The sequence below is a fragment of the Streptomyces sp. NPDC085931 genome, assembly GCF_044540565.1.
In the GTDB taxonomy this organism is placed as follows: Bacteria; Actinomycetota; Actinomycetes; order Streptomycetales; family Streptomycetaceae; genus Streptomyces.
Map to the genome: position 1 here is coordinate 118621 of NZ_JBITSK010000012.1, position 14365 is coordinate 132985.

A 14365-nucleotide genomic window follows, 5' to 3' on the forward strand; every position below is an offset into this window, starting at 1 on the left:
GCTCGACCCGCCTCCGCCGGTCAGGGCGCGTCCACCGTCCGGCGCTCCTCGCCCGGTGCCACCAGCGACTGGGTGAGCGGGATGCGCGCCAGGGCGAGCACCCCCGCGGCGATCAGTGCCACGCCGAACAGCTGGGGCAGCAGCCACCACCCGGTACGGACCGTCTCCTCGTACAGCAGGATGCCGAGCGCGAGGCTCACCAGCGCGTCACCGAGGGTGAGCGCCGGCTGCGAGGCGACCAGCGGACCGGCCTGCATGGCGTTCTCCAGCAGGAACAGCGCGCACACCCCGGTCACGGCGAAGGCGTACGTCTGCCAGGCGGTGAGGAAACCGGCCAGTCCCTGCTGGTCGAGGATGTGCGTCGCCGCCTTCATCAGGGCGGCGGTCACCGCGTAGCTGATCGCCGTCGCCGCACCGAGGCAGGCCGCCCGGGCACGGCCCTCCGGCCGCTTCAGAGCCGCGAGGGCGAGACCGGCCACCGCACCCGCGCACACGGCGAGCGCGGGGATCCAGCGGTCCAGCTCCACATGGGTGCGGTTGCCGGACGGGGCGGCCGCGGCCAGCGCGACCGCCAGCCCCGCCACCACCACCGTCACAGCCAGCCAGCCCGACCCCGGCAGCCGCCGGTGCATCAGCAGAGAGGCGACGACCAGCGTGAGCGGCAGTTCCAGCACGAACAACGGCTGCACGATCGTCAGCGGCCCGGTCGCGAGCGCCAGCGCCTGGCAGACGGCGGCGCCGATCACCGCGACGATGCCGGCCAGCCAGATCGGCCGGCGCAGCAGATCGAGCATCAGCCCGGCCCGCAGGCCCTCGGAGCGCGGCACGGACAGCGCCGCCTTGCGCTGCAGCACCGTCGCGACGGCGTTGCTGAGAGCCGCGCAGACCGCGAACACGACGGGGAGCACGGTGTGCAGCGTGGACACCTCCCGGATCGGCGGACGGGTGACGCCGGCTGGGCCGCCTCCTGCCATGGTCGCCGGAGCGGGGCACCGGCGCGATCGGAGCCGTCCGGGCGGTGCACGCCGCGCGTCAGCCCAGCTTCCGGAAGAGCCCCTCCTGCACGACCGAGACCACCAGCCGGCCGTCCCGGTCGTAGATGCGGCCGCGGGCCAGACCGCGGCCGCCGACCGCGATGGGGGACTCCTGGTCGTACAGCAGCCAGTCGTCCGCGCGGAAGGGGCGGTGGAACCACATGGCGTGGTCCAGCGACGCCATGTCGAAGCCGCGCGGCCCCCACAGCGGCTCGACCGGGATGCGCACGGCGTCCAGCAGGGTCATGTCGCTGGCGTAGGTCAGGGCGCAGGTGTGCACGAGCGGGTCGTCGCCCAGCGGTCCGACGGCGCGCATCCACACGGCGCTGCGCGGCTCGGCGTCGCGGACCTCCTCGGCGGTCCACCGCAACCGGTCCACGTACCGGATGTCGAACGGCTGGCGGCGGGCCATTCGCTCCAGCTGCTCGGGCAGCGTGCCCAGGTGCTCGCGGATCTCGTCCGTGACCGTGGGCAGGGACTCGGGGTCGGGGACTTCGCGGGCCGGGGGCAGCTGGTGATCGAAGCCACCGTCCTCCGGCTTGTGGAAGGAGGCGGTGAGGTTGAAGATCGTGCGGCCCTGCTGGACGGCCGTGACCCGCCGGGTGGTGAAGGAGCGCCCGTCGCGCACGTGCTCCACCTGGTAGACGATCGGCACACCCGGGCGGCCGGGGCGCAGGAAGTAGGCGTGCAGCGAGTGCACGGGCCGGTCGCCCTCGGTGGTGCGGCCGGCGGCGACCAGGGCCTGGCCCGCCACCTGCCCGCCGAAGACCCGCTGCAGAGACTCCTGCGGGCTGCGGCCACGGAAGATGTCGACCTCGATCTGCTCCAGGTCGAGCAGGTCGACGAGTCTCTCGGCCGGGTTCGTCGTCATGGGTGAGATGCTCCTGTGCTCGCTGCTGCCCGGCCGGTCACAGCTGGCCGACGTCGGTGACGCGCACGACCGCGCGGCCCTCCGCGTCCGAGGCGGCGAGGTCGATCTCTGCGCTGATGCCCCAGTCGTGGTCGCCGTTCGGGTCGTGGAAGATCTGCCGGACCCGCCACAGTCCGTTGTGCGGCTCCTCCTCGATGATCAGCAGCTTGGGGCCGCGGGCGTCGGGGCCGGTGCCGAGGTCGTCGTACTCGTCCCAGTACTTGTCCATCGCCTCGCCCCACGCGTCGGCGTCCCAGCCGGACTCGGCGTCCATCTCGCCCAGTTCCTCCACCTGGTCCAGGGCGGCCAGTTCGACGCGGCGGAACATGGCGTTGCGGACCAGGACGCGGAAGGCGCGCGCGTTGGCGGTGACCGGCTTGACCTCGTCGGCCTTCTCCTGGGCCTCCTCGGCGGTCATCTCCTCCGGGTTGGCCAGCTGCTCCCACTCGTCGAGCAGGCTGGAGTCGACCTGGCGCACCATCTCGCCCAGCCACTCGATCAGGTCCTGCAGGTCCTCGGACTTGAGACCGTCGGGGACGGTGTGGTCGAGGGCCTTGTAGGCGCTGGCGAGGTAGCGCAGCACGATGCCCTCGGTGCGAGCCAGCTCGTAGTGGGACACCAACTCCGTGAAGGACAGCGCCCGTTCGTACATGTCGCGGATGACCGACTTCGGCGACAGCGGATGGTCGCCGACCCAGGGGTGGCTCTTGCGGTACGTGTTGTACGCGTGGAAGAGCAACTCCTCCAGCGGCTTCGGGTACGTGATGTCCTGGAGGCGCTCCATGCGCTCCTCGTACTCGACGCCGTCGGCCTTCATCTGGGCCACGGCCTCGCCGCGCGCCTTGTTCTGCTGGGCGGCGAGGATCTGCCGCGGGTCGTCCAGGGTCGACTCCACGACGGACACCATGTCGAGCGCGTACGACGGCGACTCGGGGTCGAGCAGTTCGAACGCGGCGAGGGCGAACGTGGACAGCGGCTGGTTGAGGGCGAAGTCCTGCTGGAGGTCGACGGTGAGCCGGACGATGCGGCCGGTGGGATCCGGCTCGTCCAGCTTCTCGACGATGCCGCCGTCGAGCAGGGAGCGGTAGATGGCGATGGCCCGGCGGATGTGCCGCAGTTGCTGCTTGCGCGGCTCGTGGTTGTCCTCCAGCAGCCGGCGCATCGCCTCGAAGGCGTTGCCGGGGCGGGCGATCACCGACAGCAGCATCGTGTGCGTCACCCGGAAGCGGGAGGTCAGCGGCTCGGGTTCGGAGCCGATCAGCTTCTCGAAGGTCTGCTCCGACCAGGCGACGAACCCCTCGGGGGCCTTCTTGCGGACGACCTTGCGGCGCTTCTTGGGGTCGTCACCGGCCTTGGCGAGGGCCTTCTCGTTCTCGACGACGTGCTCGGGGGCCTGGGCGACGACGAAGCCCTCGGTGTCGAATCCGGCCCGGCCGGCCCGGCCCGCGATCTGGTGGAACTCCCGGGCCCGCAGGGTGCGCACGCGGGTGCCGTCGTACTTGGTCAGGGCCGTGAACAGCACGGTGCGGATGGGCACGTTGACGCCGACGCCGAGGGTGTCGGTGCCGCAGATGACCTTCAGCAGTCCGGCCTGCGCGAGCTTCTCCACCAGGCGGCGGTACTTGGGCAGCATGCCCGCGTGGTGGACGCCGATGCCGTGCCGGACGTAGCGGGAGAGGTTGCGGCCGAACTTGGTGGTGAAGCGGAAGTTGCCGATCAGGTCGGCGATCTGCTCCTTCTCCTCCTTGGAGCACATGTTGATGCTCATCAGCGCCTGCGCCCGCTCCACGGCCTGGGCCTGCGTGAAGTGCACGATGTAGACGGGCGCCTGCCGGGCCTGGAGCAGGTCGGTCAGCGTCTCGGTGAGCGGCGTGTAGCGGTACTCGTAGGACAGCGGGACCGGGCGGGTCGCCGAGCGGACCACCGCCGTCGGGCGGCCGGTGCGGCGGGTGAGGTCCTTCTCGAAGAAGGACACGTCGCCGAGTGTCGCCGACATCAGCACGAACTGTGCCTGCGGCAGCTCGAGGATCGGGATCTGCCAGGCCCAGCCGCGGTCGCCCTCGGCATAGAAGTGGAACTCGTCCATCACGACCTGGCCGACGTCCGCGTCCTTGCCGTCGCGCAGCGCGATCGAGGCGAGGACCTCGGCGGTGCAGCAGATGACCGGGGCGTCGGCGTTGACCGACGCGTCGCCGGTGAGCATGCCGACGTTCTCCGTGCCGAAGATCTTGCACAGCTCGAAGAACTTCTCCGACACCAGTGCCTTGATCGGAGCCGTGTAGAAGGTGACCTCGTCCCGGGCCAGGGCCGCGAAGTGCGCGCCCGCCGCGATCATGCTCTTGCCGGAGCCGGTGGGCGTCGACACGATCACGTTCGCGCCGGAGACCACCTCGATCAGCGCCTCCTCCTGGTGGGGGTAGAGCGTGAGCCCCCGCTCACCGGCCCACGCCTCGAAGGCTTCGTACAGGGCGTCGGGGTCGGCGGTCGGCGGCAGCTGATCGATGAGGGTCACGCCCCCATCTTGCCCGGCCCGGTGCCCGATGCGGGAATCGGCTGCGGTGCGGAAGATCACGAACGCTACGCTGGGGCGCCGACGACGCGTCAGCGCTCCGGTCAACTGGACAGCGGCACACGAGGAATGGGGCGGGCAACGGCCATGATGGGACCAGCACACTCACTGTCGGGTGCCGCCGCCTGGCTCGGCGTCGGCGCGGCCGCGGCCGCCGCCGGGCGGCCGATGCCCTGGCCGGTCCTCCTCGTCGGCGCCCTGATCTGCGCCGGTGCGGCCCTCGCCCCGGACCTGGACCACAAGGCCGCCACCATCTCCCGGTCCTTCGGGCCGCTGTCGCGCTGGCTGTGCGAGATCGTGGACAAGCTGTCGTACGCCGTCTACAAGGCCACGAAGAAGCAGGGCGACCCGCGCCGCTCGGGCGGGCACCGCACGCTCACGCACACGTGGCTGTGGGCGGTGCTGATCGGCGTGGGCACCTCGGCGGTGGCGCTCACCAGTGACCGCTGGGGCGTCCTCGCCATCCTCTTCGTGCACCTGGTCCTGGCCATCGAGGGCCTGCTGTGGCGGGCGACGCGCGGCTCCAGCGCCGACGTTTTGGTGTGGTTGCTGGCCGCGACCACGGCGTGGATCCTGGCGGGCATGCTCGACCAGCCGGGCAACGGCGCGCACTGGCTGTTCACGGCACCGGGCCAGGAGTACCTGTGGCTGGGGCTGCCGGTGGTGCTGGGCGCGATCGTGCACGACATCGGGGACGCGCTCACCGTGTCCGGCTGCCCGATCCTGTGGCCCATCCCGGTCGGGCGCAAGCGCTGGTACCCGGTGGGGCCGCCGAAGTTCATGCGGTTCCGGGCGGGCAGCTGGGTCGAGCTCAGGGTGCTGATGCCGGCGTTCATGCTGCTCGGCGGGGTCGGCTGCGCGGCGGCGCTCAACGTCATCTGACCGCCGGGCAGCCCACCGGCAGGGCTCAGCCGCTGCCGTAGCGCCGTTCGAAGGCGGCCACCCGGCCCTCGGTGTCCACCGTGCGCGCCTTGCCCGTGTAGAAGGGGTGGCTCTCCGAGGAGATCTCCACGTCCACCACCGGGTAGGTCTCGCCGTCGTCCCACTCGATGGTCTGGTCGCTGGTCGCCGTGGAGCGGGTGAGGAAGGCGTACCCGGCGGCGCGGTCGCGGAAGACGACGGGGTGGTAGTCGGGGTGCTTGTCCTGCTGCATGGGTGCTCCTCGTGGGGCTTGCGGCCGGGTCCGTCGCTGCGATCGGCCGGTGCGATCGGCGCCTTCGGGTGTGATCAGCCGGGCAGGGTGTCCTCGTCGACGATGTGGACGGCCGCCTCCTCGGCGGACGCCGCGGCACCGTCGATGCCCACGTCCGTGGCGACCAGCGCGGGCTCCTCGTCCTCGTGGGCGCCCTCGTCGGGGGCGACCAGCCGGCCGGAGCGGGCGGCTCCGACCTCGTTGTCCAGGAGTTCCCCGTCGCTGCCCGCGCAGTCCCCGAGGCCGTCGCCGTCCTGCGCGACGGTGTCGGGCAGTTCCTCGGCGAGCCGCTGGTCCAGCGTCTCGCCCCGCAGCCGCTCGGCCGCCGTGACCCCGAGGTGCTCGACGGCCCAGGGCCGCTCCGGCGGGGACCAGCCCCGGTCCAGGGGATCGTCGACGCCGTCGTACTCCAGGGTGTCCTCGGCGTCGAGCAGCCCTGTGTCCTCTCTCTGCTCGTCCTGGTCCGGCTGGTAGACGTCGTCTCCCCAGCCGTCGGAGCTGTTCACGGGTACCTCCAGAGGGTGGGGACGGGCCCGTCGTCGGGGCCCGCGCCGGGCCGCCGCCGCACCGCACCGGCGCCGCCCGGGGCCGTTCGTTTCGCGGACCTCCCCGAGCCGGTGCCTGCTTCCAGCCTTCCACCGAGCCTCGGCACCGCGCAACGCCACGGCCCTGCGGACGCCCCTGACCCGGCCGGCTCGGCCCACCCCGCGGGCGCCCCCCGCGCCGTCCGGCTCAGCCGTGCCAGGACCGCGACAGCGCCCCGGCCGGCTCAGCCGTGCCAGGACCGCGACAGCGCCCCCGGTCGGCTCAGCCGTGCCAGGACCGCCACAGCGCCGCGTACGCCCCGTCCGCCGCGACCAGCTCGTCGTGGCTGCCCAGCTCGCTGATCCGCCCGTTCTCGACGACGGCGATGACGTCGGCGTCGTGCGCGGTGTGCAGCCGGTGCGCGATGGCGACCACCGTGCGGCCGTCGAGGACCCGGGCCAGGGAACGCTCCAGGTGGCGGGCGGCGCGCGGGTCGAGCAGGGACGTCGCCTCGTCCAGGACCAGCGTGTGCGGGTCGGCCAGCACCAGGCGGGCCAGGGCGATCTGCTGGGCCTGCGCCGGGGTGAGCGCCAGGCCGCCCGAGCCGACCTCGGTGTCCAGGCCGTCGTCGAGGGCCCGGGCCCAGCCGTCCGCGTCGACCGCGCCCAGCGCCGCCCACAGTGCGGCGTCGACCGCCCCGGTGCGGGCGAGCCGGAGGTTGTCGCGCAGGGAGCCGACGAAGACGTGGTGCTCCTGGTTGACCAGGGCCACGTGCGCGCGGACCCGCTCGGCCGGCATCCGGGACAGCTCGGCGTCGCCCAGGGTGATGCGGCCGTCCCTCGGCGCGTAGATCCCGGCGAGCAGCCGCCCCAGGGTGGACTTGCCCGCACCGGACGGGCCGACCAGGGCCAGCCGGGTGCCGGGCGCGACCTCCAGGGACACCTTGCGCAGGACGTCCACGCCCTCCAGGTAGCCGAAGTGGACCCGGTCCGCGCGCACATGGCGTCCCTCGGGCACCACCGCGGCGTCCCCGGCGTCCGGCTCGATGTCGCGGACCCCGACGAGCCGGGCCAGCGACACCTGCGCCACCTGCAGCTCGTCGTACCAGCGCAGGATCATGCCGACCGGGTCGACCAGCATCTGCGCGATCAGCGCGCCGGTGGTGAGCCGGCCGACGTCGATCCAGCCCTCCAGGGCGAACACACCGCCGATCAGCAGCACCGAGGCCAGCACGGTCACGTGGGTGACGTTGATGACCGGGAAGAGCACCGACCGCAGCCAGAGCGTGTAGCGCTCCCAGGCCGTCCACTCCCGGATCCGCTGCTCCGACAGCGCGATCCGGCGCTCGCCCAGGCGGTGGGCCTCCACGGTCCGGCCCGCGTCCACGGTCTCGGCGAGGACGGCGGCCACCGCGGCGTACCCGGCGGCCTCCGATCGGTAGGCGGCCGGGGCCCGCCGGAAGTACCAGCGGCAGCCGGCGATCAGCAGCGGCAGCGCGACCAGCACGGCGAGCGCCAGCGGCGGCGCCGTGACGACCAGCCCGCCCATCAGCAGGACCACCCACACCACGCCGATCGCCAGCTGCGGCACGGCCTCGCGCATCGCGTTGGCCAGCCGGTCGACGTCCGTGGTGATCCGGGACAGCAGGTCGCCGGTCCCGGCCCGCTCCAGCACGCCCGGCGGCAGCCCGACCGACCGCACGAGGAAGTCCTCGCGCAGGTCGGCCAGCATCCGCTCGCCCAGCATCGCGCCGCGCAGCCGCACCTGGCGGACGAACACCGCCTGCACGGCGAGCGCCGCCACGAACAGCCCGGCGGTGAGCTCCAGCCGCAGGTCCCGGGCCCCGTCGGACACCCGTTCCACGAGCCCGCCCAGCAGCCACGGACCGGCCATCGAGGCGAGGACGGCCGCCGTGTTGACGGCGATCAGCAGCAGGAACGCCCGGCGGTGGCGCCGCAGCAGTTCGGCCACGTACGCCCGGACGGTCGCCGGGGCGCCGACGGGCAGGGTGCTCGCCGTGGTCGGGGCCGCCGGGTCGTAGGCCGGGGGCGCGACGCCGATCATGCCTTCTCCTCGATCTCTTCCAGTTCCTGCAGTACGTCCGTCAGGGCGACCGAGCCGTCCGGTGCGGCCTCGTCGTCCGTCTCGCGGGTGACCACGGCCCGGTAGCGGGGCTCGGTGTGCACCAGTTCGCGGTGGGCGCCCACGGCCACGACCTCGCCCTCGTGCAGGAACGCCACCCGGTCGGCGCGGTCAAGCAGCAGGGGTGAGGAGGTGAACACCACGGTCGTGCGCCCGGCGCGCACCTCCCGTAGGCCCTGGGCGATCCGTGCCTCGGTGTGCGAGTCGACAGCGGAGGTCGGCTCGTCCAGAACGAGCACCTCCGGGTCGGTGATCAGCGACCGGGCGAGCGCGAGCCGCTGCCGCTGGCCACCGGACAGGGACCGGCCGCGCTCGGTGATCCGGGAGTCCATGGGGTCGGCCGCGTCCAGCGAGCCCTGCACCAGCGCCGCCAGCACGTCGTCGCACCGCGCGGCGGCCAGCGCCTCCTCGGGCGAGACGTCGCCCGAGGAGGGCACGTCGAGCAGCTCGCGCAGCGTGCCCGACAGCAGCACCGGGTCCTTGTCCTGGACGAGGACGGCCGTACGGGCGCTGTCCAGCGGGAGGTCGTCGAGCGGCACCCCGCCCAGCAGCACGGAGACGCCGGCCTGCGAGGGGTGTCCGCCGAGCCGTTCGGCCAGCCGGCCCGCCGCGTCCGGGTCGCCGCACACGACGGCGGTCATGAGGCCGGCCCGCGCGAGCAGTCCGGTCCCCGGGTCGTACAGGTCGCCCGAGGGGATCTCGGCGGCGCGCGATCCCGCGGTGTCCGTGGCCCGCTCCAGCGACAGCACGCCGGCGGCCCGCTTGGCCGAGGGCCGGGAGAAGGAGTACGCCATGGCGATCTCCTCGAAGTGCCGCAGGGGATAGGTGAGGACCATCACCGAGCTGTAGACGGTGACCAGTTCACCGACGGTGATCCGGCCCTCGCGGGCCAGCCCCACGCCGTGCCAGACGACGGCGATGAGCAGCAGTCCGGGCAGCAGGACCTGGATCGCGGAGATCAGGGACCACATCCGGGCGCTGCGCACGGCCGCGTGGCGCACCTCCTGAGAGGCGCTGCGGTAGCGGTCGAGGAACAGTTCCTCCCCGCCGATGCCGCGCAGCACGCGCAGGCCGGCGACGGTGTCCGAGGCGAGTTCGGTGGCCCGTCCGGCCTTCTCGCGCTGGACATCGGCGCGCCGGGTGGCGCGGGGCAGCAGCGGCAGCACGGCGAGTGCCAGGGCGGGCAGGCCCACGGCGACGACCACGCCGAGCGCCGGCTGGTAGACGAGCAGGCCGGCGCAGACGAGCACGACGGTGACGAGGGCCGCGGTGAAGCGGGACAGGGCCTCGACGAACCAGCCGATCTTCTCCACGTCGCCCGTGGACACGGCCACGACCTCCCCGGCCGCGACGCGCCGGGTCAGCGCGGAGCCCAGCCGGGCGGTCTTGCGGGCGAGGAGCTGCTGGACACGGGCGGCGGCGGTGATCCAGTTGGTGATGGCGGTGCGGTGCAGGAAGGTGTCCCCGACCGCGTTGCCGGCGCAGGCCAGCGCCAGCAGACCGCCCGCCAGGGCCAGGTGCGAGCCGGAGCGGTCGACGACGGCCTGGACGGCGACACCGACGCAGAACGGCAGCGCGGCGACGGACGCGAAGTGCAGCAGCCCCCAGGCCAGTGACTTGAGCTGACCGCCCAGTTGATTGCGGAAGAGCCACCACAGGAATCGGGGCCCCGAACGCGCGTCCGGCACGCCCGGGTCGGGATACGGAAGGTCTTGGATCTGCATGACGTCCCAGTGGCTCGTGTCAGGGGGATGGGAGGGAAGACGGAAGGCAGCAAACCGTGACAGGTTCGCGTCGTCGCGCGGTCGGAGGCAACAGGTTTTCCGCGCACCGAACGGAACCGGCCGACACGGGCGGGAACCGGGCCGCCCCGAGGGACCGCTGCGCATTGCGCGGGCGCCCGACTCCCCGTAGAACACCCCCCATGAAGAGCCGGATCGTCATGTCCATGCTTGCCGGAGCGACCCTCCTGGCGAGCACCCTCCCGGGGACCGGGCCCGCCCACGCGGCCGACGTCCCCGCCCACGCGGCCGACGTCCCCGCCGAGTTCGGCACCGACTGGCACGACCCCGTCACGGCCGCCCCGCCCGTCGAGCGGCCGTCGGGGAAGTCCTGCGACGTCACCCTCGCGCGGGCGCAGTTCCGCGACTTCACGCCCTACCGCGGCACCTACACCCCGCCCGAGGGCTGCGGCGACCGCTGGAGCAAGGTGGTGCTGCGCCTCGACGGCAAGGTGAAGGGCCGTCAGTACGACCGGCTCGGCCACCTCCACGTCGGCGACGTCGAGATCCTCCGCACCTCGACGCCGCAGCCCTCGCCCGACGGCATCCGGTGGTCGGTGGAGAAGGACGTCACGCGCTACAGCGACACCTTCCGCCGCAGCCAGGACGTCGAGATGCTCATCGGGAACGTCGTCGACGACACCTACACCGGCGTGCTCGACGTCGAGGTGACCCTGACCTTCTACCCGGGCCGCCCCGGCCCCGCGCACCCCGACCGGGTCCTCACCCTCGACGGCGGCACGACCCTGACCACCCCGCGCAACAGCGAACGCATCGTCGCCGAGGTCTACGCGACCGGCTCCGGCGGCGGCTGCGAGGAGTACTGGTACCTGACCGTGCCCGACCCGGCGCCCTACTCCTGCAAGGCCGGCCGCGGACCCTACCGCGAGGTGCAGATCCGCGTCGACGGGCGGCTGGCGGGCATCGCCACGCCGTTCCCGACGGTGTGGACCGGCGGGTGGTCCAACCCGTTCCTGTGGTACGTGATCCCCGGCCCGCGCGCCTTCGACGTCAAGCCGATCACCTACGACCTCACGCCCTTCGCCGGGATCCTCAACGACGGCCGCCCGCACCGCGTGGAGGTCTCGGTGGCGGGCGTGCCCGAGGGGCAGACTGGCTGGAGCACCCCCGTCAACGTCCTCGTCTGGCAGGACGAGCGGCGGGAGCGGGTCACCGGGCGGCTCACCGCGCACCGTGCGGGGGACCCGACCGGTTCCTCCGTCCATACTCCGGGCCCGGAGCACCGGGTGGACACCGACGGCGCCCACCGCCTCACCGTCGCCGGTTACGTCGACACCTCGCACGGCCGCGTGCACACCACCGTCGCCCGCGATCTCACCCACACCTCCGCGCACCGCTGGACCGACGGCGAGACGAGCGACGCGCTCGAAGCCGTCTGGACCGACGCCGAGTCGGTGACCGTCGACGGCCGCACCACGCGCACGCACCGGACCTACACGATGGACGGCACGACCACGCTCGGCGCGGGCGACCGGCTGCGCACCGTCCTGACCCTCGGCGACCGCGCCACCACCGTCGAGACAAGTGGCACCCGGCGCATCGCCTGGTCACGGCTCGACGACACCTACACGGGCGACGCGACCTACACGGCGAACGTGCCCCGCGACCAGCGGCACGCGGTCGGCACCACGCGCGAACGTCACCGGCTGTACGGCTCGCACGGCTGCCACGACCGCACGCTGACGACCGTGCAGGGCGTACTCACGGAGGACCGCAGCCGCTGCTGACGAGGCGGATCCGGCGCCCCCCGCACCTGGCCGGGTGACCCGTCACCGGCCGCTTCCCGCCCGGCGCCCCGCACCCGGTCGGATGACCCCGTCACCGGCCGCTTCCCGCCCGGCGCCGTCAGCAGGACCGCGCGGGGGTGCCGTCGATCAGCGTGTCCAGCAGCCCCCCGAGCGCCTCGCGCTGCTCCTCCGTCAAGGGCGCGAGGATCTCCTCCGCGGCCGACCGGCGCGCCGCGCGCAGCTCACGCAGCGCGGCCCGTCCGTCGTCCGTGAGCTCGATGCGGATCACGCGGCGGTTCGCCGGGTCCGGCACCCGCCGCACCTTGCCGCTCGCCTCCAGGGCGTCGACCAGGGTCGTCACGGCCCGGGGCACCACCTCCAGGCGCTCGGCCAGATCGGCCATGCGCGGCGGCGAGCCCCAGTGCGCGAGCGTGCGCAGCAGCCGGGACTGGGCCGGGGTGATGCCGAGGCCGCGCTGCTCCAGATGGTGCTTCTGGATGCGGTGCACCCGGCGGGTGAGCCGGAGCAACTGCTCGGCGAGCAGGCCGTCGGAATCGGGCGTGGTCATGCGGGAACAATATCAGGATGCAGTTCATTGTGAGCATAGGTAACAATGAGCTGCGATCCGGCCCGCCGCACCCCTCGAAGGAGCCCATGCATCCCGACCGTGAAGCCCCCTGGACCCCACCCGCCGGAGCGGAGGAACAGCCCCGGCAGGTCCGCCGCATCCTGCGCCTCTTCCGCCCCTACCGAGGGCGGCTGGCCGTCGTCGGCCTGCTGGTCGGCGCCGCGTCGCTGGTCTCGGTCGCCACGCCCTTCCTGCTGAAGGAGATCCTCGACGTCGCCATCCCCGAGGGGCGCACTGGCCTGCTCAGCCTGCTCGCCCTCGGCATGATCCTCAGCGCCGTCCTCACCAGCGTCTTCGGCGTGCTGCAGACCCTCATCTCCACCACGGTCGGCCAGCGCGTCATGCACGACCTGCGCACCGCGGTCTACGGCCGCCTGCAGCGCATGTCGCTGGCGTTCTTCACGCGCACCCGCACCGGTGAGGTGCAGTCCCGCATCGCCAACGACATCGGCGGCATGCAGGCCACCGTCACCTCCACCGCCACCTCGCTCGTCTCCAACGCCACCAGCGTGATCGCCACGATCGTCGCGATGATCGCCCTGGACTGGCGGCTGACCGTCGTCTCGCTGCTGCTGCTCCCGGTGTTCGTGTGGATCAGCCGCCGGGTCGGCGACGAGCGCCGGAAGATCACCACCCAGCGCCAGAAGCAGATGGCCGCCATGGCCGCCACGGTCACCGAGTCGCTCTCCGTCAGCGGCATCCTGCTCGGCCGCACGATGGGCCGCTCCGACTCGCTGACGCGGTCCTTCGCCGACGAGTCCGAGAAGCTGGTCGACCTGGAGGTGCGCTCCAGCATGGCCGGCCGCTGGCGCATGGCCGTCATCACGATCGTCATGGCCGCCCTGCCCGCCGTCATCTACTGGACCGCCGGCATGGCCCTCCAGCTGGGCGGCCCCGAGGTCTCCATCGGCACGATCGTCGCCTTCGTCTCGCTCCAGCAGGGCCTGTTCCGCCCCGCCGTGAGCCTGCTGTCGACCGGGGTGCAGATCCAGACCTCGCTCGCCCTCTTCCAGCGCATCTTCGAGTACCTCGACCTGCCGATCGACATCACCGAACGCCCCGACCCGGTCCGCCTCGACCGGATCAGGGGCGAGGTCCGCTTCGAGAACGTCACCTTCGGCTACGACGACAAGGGCGGCCCGGTCCTCGCCGGCATCGACCTCACGGTCCCGGCCGGTGGCAGCCTCGCCCTCGTCGGCCCGACCGGCGCCGGCAAGTCCACGCTCGGCTACCTGGTGCCCCGGCTCTACGACGTCACCGGCGGCCGGGTCACGCTCGACGGGGTCGACGTCCGCGACCTCGACTTCGACACCCTGGCCCGCGCGGTCGGCGTCGTCTCGCAGGAGACGTACCTCTTCCACGCCTCGGTCGCCGACAACCTGCGCTTCGCCAAGCCCGACGCCACCGACGAGGAACTGCACCGGGCGGCGAAGGCGGCCCAGATCCACGACCACATCGCGTCCCTGCCCGACGGGTACGACACCGTCGTCGGCGAACGCGGCCACCGCTTCTCCGGCGGGGAGAAGCAGCGCCTGGCCATCGCCCGCACGATCCTGCGCGACCCGCCGGTCCTCGTCCTCGACGAGGCCACCAGCGCCCTGGACAACCGCACCGAGGCCGCCGTCCAGGACGCCATCGACGCCCTGTCGGCCGACCGGACCACGATCACCATCGCCCACCGGCTGTCCACCGTCCGGGGCGCCGACCAGATCGTCGTCCTCGACGCGGGCCGGGCCGTCGAACGCGGCACGCACGAGGAACTCCTGCGGCAGGACGGCCGTTACGCGGCCCTCGTACGCCGGGACGCCCAACTGGAGCCGACAAGATGAAAATATG

Annotated in this window: 11 protein-coding genes; 3 read left to right on the forward strand and 8 right to left on the reverse strand. The window is 72.9% G+C overall.

The genetic code is table 11. From position 1 onward, the window contains the following. Nucleotides 1-20: 20 nt before the first annotated feature. From ACIGAN_RS24920 to ACIGAN_RS24930, 3 genes are all read right to left on the reverse strand, one after another. Complete coding sequence (locus ACIGAN_RS24920) at nucleotides 21-917, reverse strand: DMT family transporter (protein ID WP_399860869.1); 897 nt, start codon at nucleotides 915-917, stop codon at nucleotides 21-23. A 115-nt stretch (nucleotides 918-1032) separates the two neighbouring features. Beyond that, the gene (locus ACIGAN_RS24925) at nucleotides 1033-1905 is read right to left on the reverse strand and encodes an acyl-CoA thioesterase (RefSeq protein WP_365088910.1); all 873 of its coding nucleotides are present in this window, start codon (nucleotides 1903-1905) and stop codon (nucleotides 1033-1035) included. A gap of 37 nt (nucleotides 1906-1942) precedes the next feature. Next, a complete protein-coding gene (locus ACIGAN_RS24930) occupies nucleotides 1943-4456 on the reverse strand; it encodes a DEAD/DEAH box helicase (RefSeq protein ID WP_399860626.1) in 2514 nt (837 codons plus the stop codon). Between the two features lie 144 nt (nucleotides 4457-4600). On the opposite strand from ACIGAN_RS24930, the gene ACIGAN_RS24935 reads away from it, so the two are divergent. Further along, a complete protein-coding gene (locus tag ACIGAN_RS24935; RefSeq protein ID WP_365088907.1) occupies nucleotides 4601-5395 on the forward strand; it encodes a metal-dependent hydrolase in 795 nt (264 codons plus the stop codon). A 25-nt stretch (nucleotides 5396-5420) separates the two neighbouring features. On the opposite strand, the gene ACIGAN_RS24940 is transcribed toward ACIGAN_RS24935, so the two are convergent. The 4 genes from ACIGAN_RS24940 to ACIGAN_RS24955 form a co-directional block, all read right to left on the reverse strand. After that, complete coding sequence (locus ACIGAN_RS24940) at nucleotides 5421-5666, reverse strand: type B 50S ribosomal protein L31 (RefSeq protein ID WP_311682041.1); 246 nt, start codon at nucleotides 5664-5666, stop codon at nucleotides 5421-5423. 74 nt (nucleotides 5667-5740) lie between these two features. Further along, the gene (locus ACIGAN_RS24945) at nucleotides 5741-6211 is read right to left on the reverse strand and encodes a DUF5709 domain-containing protein (protein ID WP_309094680.1); all 471 of its coding nucleotides are present in this window, start codon (nucleotides 6209-6211) and stop codon (nucleotides 5741-5743) included. A 301-nt stretch (nucleotides 6212-6512) separates the two neighbouring features. Beyond that, on the reverse strand, nucleotides 6513-8294 hold the full coding sequence (locus ACIGAN_RS24950; RefSeq protein WP_399860631.1) for an ABC transporter ATP-binding protein: 1782 nt from the start codon (nucleotides 8292-8294) through the stop codon (nucleotides 6513-6515). After that, nucleotides 8291-10096, reverse strand: a complete 1806-nt coding sequence (locus tag ACIGAN_RS24955) for an ABC transporter ATP-binding protein (protein WP_399860634.1) — start codon at nucleotides 10094-10096, stop codon at nucleotides 8291-8293. Before ACIGAN_RS24955 ends, ACIGAN_RS24950 begins: the two co-directional genes overlap by 4 nt. A 200-nt stretch (nucleotides 10097-10296) precedes the next feature. Here ACIGAN_RS24955 and ACIGAN_RS24960 point away from each other — a divergent pair, with 200 nt between their 5' ends. Continuing rightward, nucleotides 10297-11901, forward strand: coding sequence for a peptide-N4-asparagine amidase (locus ACIGAN_RS24960; protein ID WP_399860636.1), 1605 nt, complete (start codon nucleotides 10297-10299; stop codon nucleotides 11899-11901). A gap of 118 nt (nucleotides 11902-12019) precedes the next feature. On the opposite strand, the gene ACIGAN_RS24965 is transcribed toward ACIGAN_RS24960, so the two are convergent. Further along, a complete protein-coding gene (locus tag ACIGAN_RS24965) occupies nucleotides 12020-12469 on the reverse strand; it encodes a MarR family winged helix-turn-helix transcriptional regulator (RefSeq protein WP_365740973.1) in 450 nt (149 codons plus the stop codon). Between the two features lie 86 nt (nucleotides 12470-12555). Between ACIGAN_RS24965 and ACIGAN_RS24970 the strand changes: the two genes are divergently transcribed. After that, nucleotides 12556-14358 (forward strand): ABC transporter ATP-binding protein, encoded by a 1803-nt coding sequence (locus ACIGAN_RS24970; protein ID WP_365740971.1) that lies wholly within the window; start codon nucleotides 12556-12558, stop codon nucleotides 14356-14358. Nucleotides 14359-14365 lie beyond the last annotated feature (7 nt).

Coding starts and splice junctions, on each gene's coding strand:
- ACIGAN_RS24925 (WP_365088910.1), bottom strand. CDS start 1,905: ATGACGACGAACCCGGCCGAGAGACTCGTCGACCTGCTCGACCTGGAG.
- ACIGAN_RS24935 (WP_365088907.1), top strand. CDS start 4,601: ATGATGGGACCAGCACACTCACTGTCGGGTGCCGCCGCCTGGCTCGGC.
- ACIGAN_RS24940 (WP_311682041.1), bottom strand. CDS start 5,666: ATGCAGCAGGACAAGCACCCCGACTACCACCCCGTCGTCTTCCGCGAC.
- ACIGAN_RS24950 (WP_399860631.1), bottom strand. CDS start 8,294: ATGATCGGCGTCGCGCCCCCGGCCTACGACCCGGCGGCCCCGACCACG.
- ACIGAN_RS24955 (WP_399860634.1), bottom strand. CDS start 10,096: ATGCAGATCCAAGACCTTCCGTATCCCGACCCGGGCGTGCCGGACGCG.
- ACIGAN_RS24960 (WP_399860636.1), top strand. CDS start 10,297: ATGAAGAGCCGGATCGTCATGTCCATGCTTGCCGGAGCGACCCTCCTG.
- ACIGAN_RS24965 (WP_365740973.1), bottom strand. CDS start 12,469: ATGACCACGCCCGATTCCGACGGCCTGCTCGCCGAGCAGTTGCTCCGG.
- ACIGAN_RS24970 (WP_365740971.1), top strand. CDS start 12,556: ATGCATCCCGACCGTGAAGCCCCCTGGACCCCACCCGCCGGAGCGGAG.